Below are 16,099 nucleotides of genomic sequence, written 5' to 3' on the forward strand. Positions count from 1 at the left end.
TTGAGAATTATAAACAGGTAAACAAATGTACCATCAGTTAACCTGTTGATATTAGTAATTTATAATAACATTTCGCTCATTTCTGTCGTTTCGGGAAACGTTCTTTGGCGAGAAATTCTGTGAAAGAGTTAAAATGGATTTAATATTCATGAATATATCCTGCCGCTGCTAATTTGAGCTAAATCAATTTTTATTAAATATACCGTTCTGTGATCGCGTCGTAAGATTGCCATCCGGTAAATGATGAAAATGAAACGATGTTTTATGTTCTTTCATGCGCTGAGGTTTACGATGGCTAAGGTTGCGGTGCTGCTGGCACCTGGTTTTGAAGAGGCAGAGGCAATTATCACCATTGATATTCTGCGTCGCCTGCAGATTGAGGTAGAAACGCTGGCCTGCGCGGCGTCGCGGGCGGTGGTGAGCTATCACAACATTCCCATGGTCGCAGACGGTACGCTAGGGGAGCGCATCGACACGCTGTATGACGCGGTGGTGTTGCCCGGCGGCCCGCAGGGGAGCATTAATCTTGCGGCCAACCGCGACGTTATCCGCTTTGTTGCCGCGCATGACGAGAGCGGCAGGCTGATCTGCCCCATCTGCTCCGCGGCGGCGCGAGTCCTGGGCGGCAACGGGTTACTGAAGGGGCGGCGCTACGTCTGTTCCGGTGACTTATGGCAAACCGCACGGGACGGAGAATACGTGGATGCCCCGGTCGTGGAGGATGGCAACCTGATCAGCGGCAAAGGCCTTGGCCACGCCTTTGACTTTGCGCTGGCCCTTTCCGCGCGTTTGCTGGGAGATGACGCTCCCGTCCGCGAGCATGCTGAACACATCTATTACCCCTGGTAAACATCCCACCGGGCGCCCGCGCGTCCGGTTAACAGGGACTCCTTAGCTGACCTTATGGATTATTCTGCTTAATCCCCTGCTATTTGTAGGATAATTCTGCCCATTTTTATGTCATTTTCCGCTGAATTTATGTACGCAATTACTGTAATTCTGCGGTGTGATGGCGCTCTCTTATGGATGATTAATTTCCCGCTAAAACTATCACCAGCACTAACGCTTATGACGAGGTAGGCGCTAATGCCTTGTTTTAAGTCCGATTAAATAAGACGTTCGTCATTATTCCCTACAGAAAAGAATGCTAAAGCTGGAGTTTACCATGCACAAATTTACTAAAGCGCTGGCGGCCATCGGCCTGGCTGCCGTTATGTCACAATCCGCTATCGCTGAAAATTTAAAGCTCGGTTTTCTGGTCAAACAGCCTGAAGAGCCGTGGTTCCAGACCGAATGGAAATTTGCTGATAAGGCCGGGAAAGATTTAGGTTTTGAGGTGATCAAAATCGCCGTGCCTGACGGTGAGAAAACGCTGAACGCCATCGACAGCCTGGCGGCCAGCGGCGCGAAAGGTTTCGTTATCTGTACGCCGGATCCCAAACTGGGTTCCGCCATTGCCGCGAAAGCGCGCGGCTACGATATGAAAGTGATCGCCGTGGACGATCAATTCGTGAATGCCAAAGGCAAGCCGATGGATACCGTACCGCTGGTAATGATGGCGGCAACCAAAATCGGCGAGCGTCAGGGCCAGGAGCTCTATAAAGAGATGCAGAAACGCGGCTGGGATGTAAAAGAGACCGCCGTCATGGCCATCACCGCGGACGAGCTGGATACCGCGCGTCGTCGTACCACCGGGTCCATGGACTCGCTGAAAGCCGCAGGTTTCCCGGAAAAACAGATCTACAAAGTGCCTACCAAATCTAACGATATCCCCGGCGCCTTTGATGCGGCGAACTCCATGCTCGTTCAGCACCCTGAGGTGAAGCACTGGCTGGTGGTTGGCATGAACGACAACACCGTGCTGGGTGGCGTGCGCGCAACCGAAGGTCAGGGCTTTAAGGTGCCGGACGTGATCGGCATCGGCATCAACGGCGTTGACGCGGTGAGCGAACTCTCCAAAGCGCAGGCGACCGGCTTCTACGGCTCTCTGCTGCCGAGCCCGGACGTACACGGCTATAAATCCAGCGAGATGCTTTACAACTGGGTGACCAAAGGGGTTGAACCGCCGAAATTCACCGAAGTGACCGACGTGGTGCTGATCACCCGCGATAACTTCAAAGAGGAGCTGGCGAAAAAAGGACTGGGCGGTAAGTAATACGCTGTGATTGTGCCCCTTACGCGCCGTGAGGGGCCAGACGTACACACTACAGGAATCACGGAGTCGTTATGCAACAGTCTGATCCGTACCTCTCTTTCCGCGGCATCGGTAAAACGTTCCCCGGCGTAAACGCGCTGACCGATATCAGCTTCGACTGCTATGCCGGACAGGTTCACGCCCTGATGGGGGAGAACGGCGCGGGAAAATCCACGCTGTTAAAAATACTCAGCGGCAACTACACGCCCACCACCGGCACGCTGGCCTTGCGTGGCGAAGAGGTGGCCTTCGCCGACACCACGGCGGCGCTGAACGCCGGGGTCGCCATCATCTATCAGGAGCTGCACCTTATTCCTGAGATGACCGTGGCGGAGAACATCTATCTGGGCCAGCTTCCGCACAAAAGCGGCGTGGTTAACCGCTCGCTGCTCAACTATGAAGCGGGCCTGCAGCTGAAACACCTCGGGCTGGATGTCGATCCGCAAACGCCCCTTAAGTATCTCTCCATCGGCCAGTGGCAGATGGTGGAAATTGCCAAGGCGCTGGCGCGCAACGCCAAGATCATCGCTTTCGACGAGCCGACCAGCTCGCTCTCCGCGCGCGAGATTGAAAACCTCTTTCGCGTGATCCGCGAGCTGCGCAGGGAAGGCCGCGTCATCTTATATGTCTCTCACCGTATGGAAGAGATTTTTGCCTTAAGCGATGCCATCACCGTATTTAAGGATGGCCGCTACGTGCGCACCTTCAGCGATATGCAGCAGGTCGATCATGACCAGCTGGTGCAGGCGATGGTTGGACGCGATCTGGGGGATATTTACCACTGGAAACCGCGCGAGTACGGCCCGGAGCGTCTGCGTCTGGATAACGTCAAAGCGCCGGGAGTGCGCACGCCCATTTCGCTCACGGTACGCAGCGGGGAAATCGTCGGACTGTTTGGTCTCGTCGGGGCAGGGCGCAGCGAGCTGATGAAAGGGCTGTTCGGCGGCACGCGCATTACCCAGGGGCATGTGTTTGTGGACGGGCAAAAGGTCGATATTCAGAAGCCCGCGCATGCCATTAACGCGGGCATTATGCTCTGTCCGGAGGATCGAAAGGCCGAGGGCATCATCCCGGTGCACTCGGTGCGCGACAACATCAACATCTCTGCCCGGCGAAAGTTCATCCGCGCGGGATGTCTGATTAACGACGGCTGGGAGGCGAGCAACGCGGAGCACCATATCCGTTCGCTGAACATCAAAACCCCCGGCGCTGAACAGCTGATCATGAACCTCTCCGGCGGCAACCAGCAGAAGGCCATTCTGGGCCGCTGGCTGTCGGAAGACATGAAGGTCATTTTGCTGGATGAGCCAACGCGCGGTATCGACGTGGGGGCCAAACACGAAATCTATAACGTCATCTATGAACTGGCAAAACGCGGCGTGGCGGTGCTGTTCGCTTCAAGCGATCTGCCCGAGGTGCTGGGCGTCGCCGACCGCATCGTTGTGATGCGCGAAGGTGAAATTGCCGGTGAATTGCTGCATGAACAGGCGAATGAACAACAGGCGTTGAGTCTCGCCATGCCTAAAGTTAGCCAGGCTGTCGCCTGAGTAAGGAGTCAATGATGTCCTCTGTTACTACATCCGGAGCGCCGAAGTCGGCTTTCAGTTTTGGCCGCATCTGGGACCAGTACGGCATGCTGGTGGTCTTTGCCGCCCTGTTCGTCGCCTGCGCAATTTTTGTGCCGAACTTCGCCACGTTCATTAATATGAAGGGGCTGGGGCTGGCGATCTCCATGTCCGGCATGGTGGCCTGCGGCATGCTGTTCTGCCTGGCTTCCGGCGATTTTGACCTGTCGGTCGCCTCGGTAATTGCCTGTGCCGGCGTCACCACCGCCGTGGTCATCAACATGACCGAAAGCCTGTGGATCGGCGTATTTGCCGGGCTGATGCTCGGCGTGCTGAGCGGCCTGGTGAACGGGTTTGTGATTGCGCGCCTGAAGATCAACGCCCTGATCACGACGCTTGCAACCATGCAGATCGTGCGCGGTCTGGCCTATATCATCTCCGACGGTAAGGCGGTTGGGATTGAAGACGAGCGTTTCTTCACGCTGGGCTATGCCAACTGGCTGGGCCTGCCGGCGCCAATCTGGCTGACGGTAGCCTGTTTGATCCTGTTCGGTTTCCTGCTTAACCGCACCACCTTTGGCCGTAACACCCTGGCGATTGGCGGTAATGAGGAAGCGGCGCGCCTGGCGGGCGTCCCGGTCGTGCGAACCAAAATCATCATCTTCGTGCTTTCCGGGCTGGTATCGGCGGCGGCGGGGATTATTCTGGCATCCCGGATGACCAGCGGTCAGCCGATGACCTCTATCGGATATGAGCTGATTGTCATTTCTGCGTGCGTTTTAGGGGGCGTTTCCCTTAAGGGAGGCATCGGAAAAATCTCATATGTGGTGGCAGGTATCCTGATTCTGGGGACCGTGGAGAACGCGATGAACCTGCTTAATATTTCGCCTTTCTCTCAGTACGTCGTTCGCGGCCTGATCCTGCTGGCAGCGGTGATCTTCGACCGTTACAAGCAAAAAGCGAAGCGTACCGTTTGATTCTTTTTTCAACACCGCAATGCTCAACTATTAACCATAGTTGACCCCCAGACCGGCCCGCCAGTTTCGCTGACGGGCCGGTTGCTAAATGGCGAGCGCCGTCACACTGTCTATACTTACATGGCTGTTTTGCTAACCGTAAGGAGGATTAGGGTGGCTGACCTGTTAACCGCACCGCCTGTACTGCCCGGAAAATTTGCTTTCTTTTTTGACCTCGACGGGACGCTCGCCGGGATTGAACCGCATCCCGATGACGTTGTAGTACCGGATACGGTGTTAGAGAATTTGCAGCAGCTCTCCCGACTGAACGAGGGGGCACTGGCATTGATTTCAGGGCGCTCAATGGCCGAGCTGGACGTGCTCGCCAGTCCTTATCACTTTCCGCTGGCCGGTGTACACGGAGCGGAGCGCCGCGATATCCATGATCAACTGCATATAGTTTCACTCCCCGATACGCTGATTCAGGCGCTGCATGCGCAACTCACTTCGGCTCTGGAAATGCTTCCCGGTACTGAACTGGAAGCTAAAGGCATGGCCTTTGCGCTGCACTACCGTCAGGCGCCCCATCATGAGGCGGCTATTTTTGCGGTGGCGCGAAGCGTGGCGGACGCCCATCCGGAGCTGGCGCTTCAGCCGGGTAAATGCGTGGTCGAGATTAAACCAGCAGGGATTAACAAAGGCGCTGCCATTGCGGCGTTCATGGCGGAGCCGCCGTTCAGGGGGCGCACGCCGGTATTTTTTGGGGATGACCTGACCGACGAGGCCGGGTTTGGGGTGGTAAACCAGGCCGACGGCATGTCCGTCAAGGTTGGACCTGGCGAAACCACTGCCGCATGGCGTCTGGAAAACGTCGCCAGCGTCTGGCAGTGGATATCTGACGTCGCTAACCAGCAACAACAACAAATAGCGCAAAACAACGGGAGAAATCATTATGGGTCGCTTAGTCGTCGTCTCTAATCGCATCGCACCGCCGGATGATAAAAAAGCCAGCGCGGGTGGCCTGGCGGTCGGGGTATTAGGTGCCCTGAAAGCCGCCGGTGGCCTCTGGTTTGGCTGGAGCGGGGAAATCAGCAATGATGAGAAACCGCTAAAAAAGGTGTCACGGGGCAATATTACGTGGGCCTCCTTCGCCCTGAGCGAGAGGGACTGCGATGAATACTATTCCGAGTTTTCAAACGCCGTGCTGTGGCCGGCGTTTCACTATCGTCTGGATCTGGTGAAGTTCCAGCGTGAGTCCTACGAAGGCTACATGCGCGTCAACGCGCTGCTGGCGGATAAACTGCTGCCGCTTATCGAAGAAGACGATATTTTATGGATCCACGATTACCATCTGCTGCCTTTTGCAAGGGAGCTGCGTAAGCGTGGCGTGAATAACCGCATCGGCTTCTTCCTGCATATACCGTTCCCGACGCCGGAGATCTTTACCGCGCTGCCGCAGCATGATGAGATTCTTGAAGCGCTGTCTGATTACGACCTGCTGGGCTTCCAGACGGAAAACGACAGGCTGGCCTTCCTCGACAGCGTGTCGGGTAAAACGCGGCTGGTGACGCACGGGGGCAAATCCCACACGGCGTGGGGAAGGAACTTCCATACCGAAGTCTACCCGATTGGCATTGAGCCTGACGAAATTGCCGAGCAGGCCTCCGGCCCGCTGCCGCCGAAGCTTGCCCAGCTTAAGGATGAACTTAAGCACGTTAAGAATATCTTTTCGGTTGAACGACTAGATTATTCCAAAGGCCTGCCGGAGCGTTTTCTCGCCTACGAAACCCTGCTGGATAAGTACCCGCAGCATCACGGCAAAATTCGCTATACCCAGATCGCCCCAACGTCGCGCGGAGAGGTTCAGGCCTATCAGGATATTCGTCACCAGCTGGAGACCGAAGCAGGGCGCATAAACGGGCGCTACGGGCAGCTTGGCTGGACGCCACTTTTCTATTTAAATCAGCATTTTGAGCGCAAGATCCTGATGAAGGTGTTCCGTTATGCGGACGTCGGCCTGGTTACGCCGCTGCGTGACGGGATGAACCTGGTGGCGAAAGAGTATGTAGCAGCACAAGATCCTGCTGACCCGGGCGTGCTGGTGCTGTCGCAATTTGCCGGCGCGGCGAACGAGTTAACCTCGGCGCTGATTGTAAACCCGTACGATCGGGATGACGTGGCAAATGCGCTGAACCGCGCGTTAACCATGCCGCTTGCGGAACGTATTTCACGTCATTCGGAAATGATGGAGACCATCGTGAAGAATGATATTAACCGCTGGCAGGCGCGTTTTATCGACGATTTGCGCGCGATCCAGCCGCAAAGTCAGGAAGGTGACCTGCAAAAAAAGATCGCGACATTCCCTAAACTGGCGTGATTTTCTCCGGGGGCATTAACTGCCCCCGAGAGGCACCAGCAGCACATCCACCTGGCTTGACGAAACGATAGATTTTGCCGAACACGCCGCCCGGGAAAAAAAGCTCTGGTTATGATTACCGCAGATAACCAGGTCAATATTCTCCTTCCTGCACATGGCGAGAATATGTTCGCTTAACTCCCCGGTGGCAATTACCGACTGGTGAACGGGATAGTTTGCCCTTTCTGCCAGCTCGCGCAGAAATTGCTGCGTTTCCTCCTGAAGAACCTCACGAATATCTTCCAGCATCGGCGCAGCCAGCTGATTATACATTTCAGGTTCAGCGGCCAGCGTGATCAGGCTGATGCGGGCATTGTTCGGGCGGGCGATGGAAACGGCGCGGGCGACAAGGTGGTGGCTTTCAGGCGAAACAGCAACGGAAACAAGAAGATGGGAGTAACTCATCACACACTCCTTTATGTCAGAATGACGCGTTTTCCCAGCTTTACCGCGAATCTGGCGCTGCTGCAAGAGGGGCATACGACAGAAATGTGAAGCTTATCATAATTATTCATTAATTATTCTTATAAGAAGAATAACTAAAACGCCGCCCTAAATGAAAATAATTAACAACTTAACGCAAATCACACATTTAACCTTCCGTGCTGTTAAATCGCCTTAATCGATACTCAACGCGGGTGCGATAATTACCCTCCGAAACCACCTTTCCTTTCATCGACGATAACCTACTGTTTTTACTTAATTAACTACACCTGTTTTCTGTAGGGGTATACCCAAAAGGCGAAAGGGCAGCGGATTTACGCTGGCAGGCAATTTCCGTGCCCGATCCGCCATTCCTCTGCATGGGTATTCGATCAATAAGAATATAAATCAGCTTCGATTGTTCGAAAAATAGACAAATTACAAGTCGTGCTGATGGATTTATAGGTTACATTCGCGTAAATTATGTGACGTGGATCACATTTATTTTAAATTTCAGGGGGGGCTGCATTGTATGTGTCAAAACTGACGAGTAGAGTTTGCGTCGAATTAGGAAAAATCTTAGTTATTTGTAAGAAAAGATAAAATGTGTAACCGACATTTTGGCCATGTCAGCCGGTCACGCGCTTTACGACGTACAAACCTTAATTCAACTATGCATTTAGCCTTTTCTTTTTATACCGGGTGATTTCCCGGCGACATCACGGGGTGCGGTCTTACCGCATAAAAATAATAGTTGGTTATTCGGGATGGGAAAAATGCATACATCCGAGTTGCTAAAACATATTTATGACATCAATTTGTCGTATTTACTGCTCGCGCAGCGTTTGATTAGTCAGGATAAGGCATCAGCGATGTTTCGTCTGGGTGTTACCGAAGAGATGGCAACCATGCTGGGTGGATTAACGCTCCCGCAAATGGTCAAGCTGGCTGAAACTAATCAACTGGTTTGCCAGTTCCGCTTTGATAACCCGCAGACCATTACGCGTCTGACTCAGGAATCCCGCGTGGACGATCTGCAACAGATCCACACCGGTATTCTTCTCTCCACCCGCCTGCTCAGCGAAATCAGCCAGCCTGATGACGTAGCCCGGAAGAAAAGGGCTTAACAATGAGCGAAAAAAGCATTGTTCAGGAAGCCCGTGATATACAGCTGGCGATGGAACTCATTACGCTGGGTGCTCGTTTACAGATGCTGGAAAGCGAGACGCAGCTGAGCCGTGGTCGTCTGATCAAGCTGTACAAAGAATTACGCGGAAGCCCGCCGCCGAAAGGTATGCTGCCGTTTTCGACAGACTGGTTCATGACTTGGGAACAGAACATTCATGCCTCCATGTTCTGTAACGCCTGGCAGTACCTGCTTAAAACGGGCTTATGCAGCGGCGTTGATGCCGTTATCAGAGCCTACAAACTTTACCTTGAGCAATGCCCACAGCAGGAAGAAGGGCCCCTGCTGGCGCTAACCCGCGCATGGACGCTGGTGCGTTTTGTTGAAAGCGGAATGCTTGAACTGTCGCGCTGCAACTGCTGCGACGGCAATTTTATTACCCACGCGCACCAGCCTGCGGGCAGCTTTGCCTGTAGTTTGTGCCAGCCTCCATCCCGGGCCGTAAAAAGACGTAAACTTTCCGGGATGCTGCCGATATTATTCCACAACTGCTGGATGAACAGATCGAACACGCTGTTTAACCCGAACCTGTGGGCAAGATTCCAGCAGCGGTAAGCGATTACCGCTGCTTTTTTTTACCCTGCGTTCCGGTAACGCGCTCGAACTGAACGTCCTGCCATAGTCACTAGCGGAAGGATGATGTCGTGCTTATCTTATTAGGTTACCTGGTAGTTCTCGGTACAGTTTTCGGCGGTTACATGATGACCGGCGGGCACCTTGGAGCACTCTATCAACCGGCTGAACTTGTCATCATCGGCGGCGCAGGGGTAGGGGCTTTTATCGTTGGTAACAACGGTAAATCGATCAAGGGCACGCTGAAGGCGATTCCGCTGCTGTTTCGTCGCTCAAAATACACCAAAAGCATGTATATGGATCTGCTGGCGCTGCTCTATCGCCTGATGGCGAAGTCGCGCCAGCAGGGGATGTTCTCGCTTGAGCGGGACATTGAAAACCCGAAAGAGAGCGAAATTTTCGCCAGCTACCCGCGCATTCTTGCCGACGCGATGATGCTCGATTTTATCGTGGATTACCTGCGCCTGATCATCAGCGGCAACATGAACACCTTCGAAATTGAAGCCCTGATGGATGAAGAGATCGAAACCCACGAGAGTGAATCCGAAGTGCCGGCAAACAGCCTGGCGCTGGTGGGCGACTCGCTTCCGGCCTTCGGGATCGTGGCGGCGGTCATGGGCGTGGTGCATGCCCTGGCCTCGGCGGATCGCCCGGCGGCAGAGCTGGGCGCGCTGATCGCCCACGCGATGGTGGGGACGTTCCTCGGTATTTTGCTGGCCTACGGTTTTATCTCCCCGCTGGCGAGCGTTCTGCGCCAGAAGAGCGCCGAAACCACCAAAATGATGCAGTGCGTGAAGATTACGCTGCTCTCTAACCTCAACGGCTATGCGCCACCGATCGCCGTCGAATTTGGTCGTAAGACGCTCTACTCCAGCGAACGTCCGTCGTTCATCGAGCTGGAAGAGCACGTGCGCGCGGTGAAAAACCCAAACCAACAGACGACAACTGAGGACGCATGAAAAACCAGTCCCATCCGATCGTCATCGTCAAAAAGCGCAAGCATAAGGGGCACGGACACGGTTCTCACGGCTCCTGGAAAATCGCCTACGCCGACTTTATGACCGCCATGATGGCCTTCTTTCTGGTGATGTGGCTGATCTCCATCTCCAGCCCGAAAGAGCTTATCCAGATTGCGGAATATTTCCGAACCCCGCTGGCAACGGCGGTGAGCGGCGGGCCGCGCATTTCGAACAGCGACAGCCCGATTCCCGGCGGCGGTGACGATTACACCCAGCAGCAGGGCGAAGTCAAAAAGCAGCCTAACATCGACGAGCTGAAAAAACGGATGGAGCAGGCGCGCCTGAAAAAACTGCGCGGCGATCTGGATCAGCTGATAGAGGCCGATCCGAAACTGCGCGCGCTGCGCCCGCACCTGAAGATCGACCTCGTTCAGGAAGGTCTGCGTATTCAGATCATCGACAGCCAGAACCGGCCGATGTTCAAAACCGGCAGCGCCGACGTTGAGCCCTACATGCGCGATATCCTGCGCGCCATTGCGCCGGTGCTGAACGGCATTCCTAACCGCATCAGCCTGTCCGGACACACGGACGATTTCCCGTACGCCTCGGGAGAAAAGGGATACAGCAACTGGGAGCTTTCTGCCGATCGCGCCAACGCCTCGCGTCGCGAGCTGGTGGCGGGTGGGCTTGATGATGGCAAGGTACTGCGCGTGGTCGGCATGGCGGCAACCATGCGCGTTACCGACCGCGGGCCGGATGACGCCATCAACCGTCGTATCAGTCTTTTAGTGCTGAACCAGCAGGCGGAGCAGGCCATCCTGCATGAAAACGCCGAAAGTCAGAGTGAGTCACTGGACGATTTAAAACAGCCTGGGGCCGTCCCTTCGGCTGCCGTTCCAACATCGCCACCAGCCAATCCGAGGTGATAGCGTGAGCATGGATATTAGCGATTTTTACCAGACATTTTTCGATGAAGCCGATGAACTATTGGCTGACATGGAGCAACACCTGCTGGACCTGGTGCCTGAGGCACCGGATTCCGAGCAGCTTAATGCCATCTTCCGTGCGGCGCACTCCATCAAAGGCGGGGCCGGTACCTTTGGTTTTACCGTCCTGCAGGAAACAACCCATTTAATGGAAAACCTGCTTGATGACGCCCGACGCGGTGAGATGCAGCTCAATACCGACATTATCAACCTGTTTTTGGAAACGAAAGATATTATGCAGGAACAGCTCGACGCCTATAAAAGTTCGGCAGAGCCTGATGCCGCCAGCTTTGAATACATCTGCAATGCGCTTCGTCAGCTAGCGCTGGAAGCCAAAGGTGAGGCGTCCGCGCCGGTTGTCCCTGCGGCAAAACTGAGCGTTGTCGATGCGGTTGCCGGGACGGATGCTGCGCCTGCCGCACCCGCTGGCAAGCTGCGGGTGGTGCTGTCACGCCTGAAAGAGAACGAAGTCAACCTGCTGGAAGACGAGCTGGGCAATCTGGCGACGTTAAGCAACGTGGTGAAGGGCAAAGACAGCCTGGCCGCGACGCTCGACGGCGGCATTGGTCAGGACGATATCGTGGCGGTGCTGTGCTTCGTTATTGAAGCCGATCAAATCGCGTTTGAAATCGAAGACGCGGCCGCTGAAGCCCCCGCGCCGGTAGAGGACGTTCCTGCCGCGGTGCCCGCCGCGCCGGCGCTGAAGGCGGTACCAAAAGAGACGGCGGCGCCCGCGCGCGGTGAAAAACCGGCGGCGCGCTCCAGCGAGTCCACCAGCATTCGCGTGGCGGTAGAGAAGGTGGATCAGCTGATCAACCTGGTGGGCGAACTGGTGATCACTCAGTCGATGCTGGCCCAGCGCTCCAACGAGCTGGACCCGGTTACCCACGGCGATCTCATCACCAGCATGGGTCAGTTACAACGTAACGCCCGCGATTTGCAGGAGTCGGTGATGTCCATCCGCATGATGCCGATGGAATACGTCTTTAGCCGCTTCCCGCGTCTGGTTCGCGACCTGGCGGGCAAGCTCAACAAGCAGATCGAGCTGACGCTGATGGGCAGCTCCACAGAGCTGGACAAGAGCCTGATCGAGCGCATTATTGACCCGTTAACGCACCTGGTGCGTAACAGCCTCGACCACGGCATCGAGCTGCCTGAAAACCGCGTGGCGGCCGGGAAGTCACCGGTTGGAAACCTGATCCTGTCAGCGGAACACCAGGGCGGCAACATCTGCATCGAAGTGACCGACGACGGCGCGGGGCTGAACCGCGAGCGCATTCTGGCAAAAGCCGTTTCGCAGGGCATGGCCGTTAACGAAAACATGACCGATGAAGAAGTGGGCATGCTGATCTTTGCGCCGGGCTTCTCAACCGCGGAGCAGGTCACCGACGTCTCCGGCCGTGGCGTGGGCATGGACGTGGTGAAACGTAACATTCAGGAGATGGGCGGCCACGTTGAGATCCAGTCCAAACAGGGCGCGGGCACAACTATCCGTATCCTGCTGCCGCTGACGCTGGCCATCCTGGACGGAATGTCCGTCAAGGTGGCGGACGAGGTGTTTATTCTGCCGCTGAACGCGGTGATGGAATCACTCCAGCCGCGCGAAGAAGATCTGCATCCGCTGGCGGGCGGCGAGCGCGTCCTCGAAGTCCGCGGCGAGTACCTGCCGCTGGTGGAGCTGTGGAAAGTGTTCGAAGTGGACGGTGCCAAAACCGAGGCCACGCAGGGAATCGTTGTGATCCTGCAAAGCGCCGGACGCCGCTATGCGCTGCTGGTCGATCAGCTGATTGGCCAGCATCAGGTGGTGGTTAAGAACCTGGAAAGTAACTACCGCAAAGTGCCGGGGATCTCCGCTGCCACCATTCTGGGGGATGGTAGCGTCGCGCTGATCGTCGATGTATCGGCACTTCAGGGATTAAATCGTGAACAACGTGTGGCGTACACAGCCGCCTGATTAAGTAGAAGGTAATAACATGACCGGTATGAGTAACGTAACGAAACTGGCGGGCGAGCCATCTGGGCAGGAATTCCTGGTTTTCACTTTAGGTGACGAAGAGTACGGTATCGACATCCTGAAAGTGCAGGAAATTCGCGGATACGATCAGGTAACGCGCATTGCCAACACGCCTGCGTTCATCAAGGGTGTGACCAACCTGCGCGGCGTGATTGTGCCAATCGTGGACCTGCGCGTGAAGTTCAGCCAGGGCGATGTGGAGTACAACGACAACACGGTGGTGATTGTCCTGAATCTCGGGCAGCGCGTGGTGGGCATCGTGGTGGATGGCGTGTCTGACGTGCTGTCGCTCACCGCCGATCAGATCCGTCCCGCGCCGGAGTTTGCGGTCACGCTGTCAACGGAATACCTGACGGGGCTGGGCGCGCTCGGCGAGCGTATGCTGATTCTGGTGAATATCGAGAAGCTGCTGAACAGCGAAGAGATGGCGCTGCTGGATATCGCGGCCAATCACGTGGCATAGGTAAACGCAAAACGGCAACCCGGTTGCCGTTATTCGCGTTTGCAACCTCTCCCGTGGGAGAGGAACGGGGTGAGGACAACAGGCCTCACCTTTTTTTACACCCTTACGCTTCCTGCTCCACCAGCTCCGCTTGTGCCTCGCGCGCGCCTTCATTCTGCGACAGCATCGCCGTCGCAATGCCGTTCCCCAGCACGTTGATAGCCGAACGCCCCATATCCAGGAAATGGTCGATCCCCATCAGCAGCAGGATCCCGGCCACCGGAATATTAAAGCTCGGAATCGTTGCCGCCAGCACCACCAGCGACGAGCGCGGTACGCCCGCTATTCCCTTTGACGCCAGCATCAGGGTTAACATCAGCACCGTCACCTCGGTAAAGCTGAGGTGAATATTGTACGCCTGGGCAATAAACATGGAGGCGAACGAGCAGTACACCATAGAGCCAACCAGGTTAAACGAGTAGCCGATGGGCAGGACAAAAGAGGCGATATTTCGTGAGCAGCCAAAGCGTTCCAGCTGTTCCAGCGTTTTAGGATACGCCGCTTCGGAACTGCTGGTGGTAAACGCAACCAGCACCGGATCTTTCAGCATGGTCACCAGGCGGAAAATGTTTTTCTTCAGCACCATGTAGCCCACCGCCAGCAGCACCATACAGGTCAGGAGGATCGCCACGTAGTAACCGCCGATAAAGGAGGCATAGTTCAGCAGAATGCCCAGACCCTGGGTAGCAATGACGGACGAAATCGCCGCGAAAATGGCCAGCGGCGCAACGTACATCACGTAGCCCGTCACCTTCAGCATAATGTGCGATACCACGTCCAGCGCCGCAACCAGCGGAGCGTTGAATTTTTGGCCTAATGACGCGCCGCCGATGCCGAAGAACATCGAGAAGACCACAATTTGCAGGATCTCATTGTTCGCCATCGCGCCCGCAATGCTGGTGGGGATCGTGTGCGATACGAAGGCCTTCAGCGACATGCCGCTAACGGCCAGGCCGGTATCAACCGTCTCTGCCGGAATACTCAGGTTCAGGCCGCTGCCGGGTTGTTCCAGGGTAACAATAAACAGCCCCACCAGGATCGACAGCACGGATGAGCTGATAAACCACACCATCGCCTTGCCGCCCACGCGTCCAATAGTCGACGTTTCACCCAGCTTCATAATGCCCACCGTCAGGGTGCTGAACACCAGCGGGGCAATCACCATTTTAATCAGCCGCAGGAAAATGTCGGTCAGCAGCGTAATGTTCTCCGACCAGGCCTGAATCGCGTCGGGCGAAGCATACTCGTGGATCGCCGCGCCTGAAAGAATACCCGCCAGCATGAAAATCACGATGAAGAGCGTGAGTTTATTTGCACTTGCCACAAAAAGATCCTCTATGCACTAAAAGAGCTCCTGTGCCAACACATGCAAATTTTTTATTTAAGCACAGGAAAATATTCAGGGCATAAATTGAAGTAAAGCTGCGTCACATACAACTTGTTTTTAATTTTTATCGAATTAGTTGTTTTTGCTTCGCCGATATATCGTGATCGAGATCACACTTTAAGCGATATATCTTCAGGGCAAGCAAGAATAATGCCCGTTTTATTTTCCTAACTCTTTGTAATATTTGTTAATAGTCTGTTAATTCAGGGCGTATTGCCGTCAGAGCGGCGAAAGTGGTTGAAGCAGTATCCATAAACTAAATTCTCAGTAACCGCGGTGAGGGATGTTTAAGCGGGGCTAACATACTGAACAGTATGAATAAAATATGGCAAGCGAACCAGAATTTCTCCCGGAGGGCGGTAAATGAAAAGAAAACTTCTTGTTATCTGCGCGGGCACGCTGCTGGCGGCGACGACCGTCGGCCAGGCCCTGGCGGTCACCAGTAGCGGCACTATCGGTGCGACGCTCACGCTGACTAACGGTTGCTTAATCAACGGCTCGCCAACGCAAAACGGCATTAACTTCGGGACACTCGATTTTGGGACCCATCCGGCTACCTTCTCCACGCTGACAACGCAGCTGACCGGCGCCAGCGGAGGTAACACCTTTACCATTCAATGCACCACCGCCAGCTATACGGTGGCGATTACCGGCAACACCAACGCCACCGCGCCCGGTACCGTTGTCGGCACCCCGGGTACGCCGGGCCGCTATTTGATCAACACCGCCAACGCGGCGCAGGGCGTGGCCTACAGCCTGTTCAGCGATAGCGGTTACAACAACGTGGTGGCAAATAACGCCGCGCTGCCGGTCGCCTCTACGGCGGGTGGGGTGGATAGCTACACCCTCTACGCACGCATAACGGGCGGCGGCAACAGCGTGACGGTCGTACCGGGAACCTACACCGACACGATTAACGTCAGCGTAACCTACTAGTT

Annotated in this window: 14 protein-coding genes and 1 pseudogene; 13 read left to right on the forward strand and 2 right to left on the reverse strand. The window is 55.3% G+C overall.

All coding sequences use genetic code 11. From position 1 onward, the window contains the following. The first annotated feature begins 291 nt into the window (after positions 1–291). From HWQ14_RS13695 to otsA, 6 genes are all read left to right on the forward strand, one after another. Positions 292–849 (forward strand): DJ-1/PfpI family protein, encoded by a 558-nt coding sequence (locus tag HWQ14_RS13695; RefSeq protein WP_176610016.1) that lies wholly within the window; start codon positions 292–294, stop codon positions 847–849. A gap of 316 nt (positions 850–1,165) precedes the next feature. Beyond that, positions 1,166–2,155 (forward strand): arabinose ABC transporter substrate-binding protein AraF, encoded by a 990-nt coding sequence (gene araF / locus HWQ14_RS13700; protein WP_176610017.1) that lies wholly within the window; start codon positions 1,166–1,168, stop codon positions 2,153–2,155. Positions 2,156–2,226: 71 nt separating this feature from the next. Then, positions 2,227–3,741 carry an L-arabinose ABC transporter ATP-binding protein AraG gene (gene araG, locus HWQ14_RS13705; protein WP_176610018.1) on the forward strand — a complete coding sequence of 505 codons (1,515 nt, stop codon included), beginning with the start codon at positions 2,227–2,229 and terminating at the stop codon, positions 3,739–3,741. A gap of 14 nt (positions 3,742–3,755) precedes the next feature. Beyond that, positions 3,756–4,736, forward strand: coding sequence for an arabinose ABC transporter permease AraH (araH, locus tag HWQ14_RS13710; protein ID WP_176611195.1), 981 nt, complete (start codon positions 3,756–3,758; stop codon positions 4,734–4,736). Positions 4,737–4,889: 153 nt separating this feature from the next. Further along, on the forward strand, positions 4,890–5,693 hold the full coding sequence (gene otsB / locus HWQ14_RS13715) for a trehalose-phosphatase (RefSeq protein ID WP_176610019.1): 804 nt from the start codon (positions 4,890–4,892) through the stop codon (positions 5,691–5,693). Next, positions 5,668–7,092 (forward strand): alpha,alpha-trehalose-phosphate synthase, encoded by a 1,425-nt coding sequence (otsA, locus tag HWQ14_RS13720; protein WP_176610020.1) that lies wholly within the window; start codon positions 5,668–5,670, stop codon positions 7,090–7,092. The genes otsB and otsA overlap by 26 nt, the downstream gene beginning before the upstream one ends. 15 nt (positions 7,093–7,107) lie before the next feature. On the opposite strand, the gene uspC is transcribed toward otsA, so the two are convergent. Continuing rightward, positions 7,108–7,536 (reverse strand): universal stress protein UspC, encoded by a 429-nt coding sequence (gene uspC, locus HWQ14_RS13725; RefSeq protein WP_148418105.1) that lies wholly within the window; start codon positions 7,534–7,536, stop codon positions 7,108–7,110. A 794-nt stretch (positions 7,537–8,330) separates the two neighbouring features. On the opposite strand from uspC, the gene flhD reads away from it, so the two are divergent. From flhD to cheW, 6 genes and pseudogenes are all read left to right on the forward strand, one after another. After that, positions 8,331–8,681, forward strand: coding sequence for a flagellar transcriptional regulator FlhD (gene flhD, locus HWQ14_RS13730; RefSeq protein WP_209007143.1), 351 nt, complete (start codon positions 8,331–8,333; stop codon positions 8,679–8,681). 2 nt (positions 8,682–8,683) lie between these two features. After that, positions 8,684–9,261: pseudogene (gene flhC / locus HWQ14_RS13735) on the forward strand (flagellar transcriptional regulator FlhC). 123 nt (positions 9,262–9,384) lie between these two features. Then, the gene (gene motA, locus HWQ14_RS13740) at positions 9,385–10,272 is read left to right on the forward strand and encodes a flagellar motor stator protein MotA (RefSeq protein ID WP_003859696.1); all 888 of its coding nucleotides are present in this window, start codon (positions 9,385–9,387) and stop codon (positions 10,270–10,272) included. Continuing rightward, entirely contained in the window at positions 10,269–11,198 is a 930-nt protein-coding gene (gene motB / locus HWQ14_RS13745) for a flagellar motor protein MotB (protein WP_148418102.1), read from the forward strand. Before motA ends, motB begins: the two co-directional genes overlap by 4 nt. A gap of 4 nt (positions 11,199–11,202) precedes the next feature. Next, positions 11,203–13,212, forward strand: a complete 2,010-nt coding sequence (cheA, locus tag HWQ14_RS13750; protein WP_176610022.1) for a chemotaxis protein CheA — start codon at positions 11,203–11,205, stop codon at positions 13,210–13,212. A 19-nt stretch (positions 13,213–13,231) separates the two neighbouring features. After that, entirely contained in the window at positions 13,232–13,735 is a 504-nt protein-coding gene (gene cheW, locus HWQ14_RS13755) for a chemotaxis protein CheW (protein ID WP_003859699.1), read from the forward strand. Between the two features lie 103 nt (positions 13,736–13,838). Here cheW and HWQ14_RS13760 read toward each other — a convergent pair whose 3' ends face one another. After that, positions 13,839–15,098 carry a dicarboxylate/amino acid:cation symporter gene (locus HWQ14_RS13760; RefSeq protein WP_148418100.1) on the reverse strand — a complete coding sequence of 420 codons (1,260 nt, stop codon included), beginning with the start codon at positions 15,096–15,098 and terminating at the stop codon, positions 13,839–13,841. Between the two features lie 426 nt (positions 15,099–15,524). Here HWQ14_RS13760 and HWQ14_RS13765 point away from each other — a divergent pair, with 426 nt between their 5' ends. Then, entirely contained in the window at positions 15,525–16,097 is a 573-nt protein-coding gene (locus HWQ14_RS13765) for a spore coat protein U domain-containing protein (RefSeq protein ID WP_148418099.1), read from the forward strand. Positions 16,098–16,099: the final 2 nt, after the last annotated feature.

The sequence above is a fragment of the Enterobacter cloacae genome (assembly GCF_013375935.1).
Taxonomy (GTDB): domain Bacteria; phylum Pseudomonadota; class Gammaproteobacteria; order Enterobacterales; family Enterobacteriaceae; genus Enterobacter; species Enterobacter pasteurii.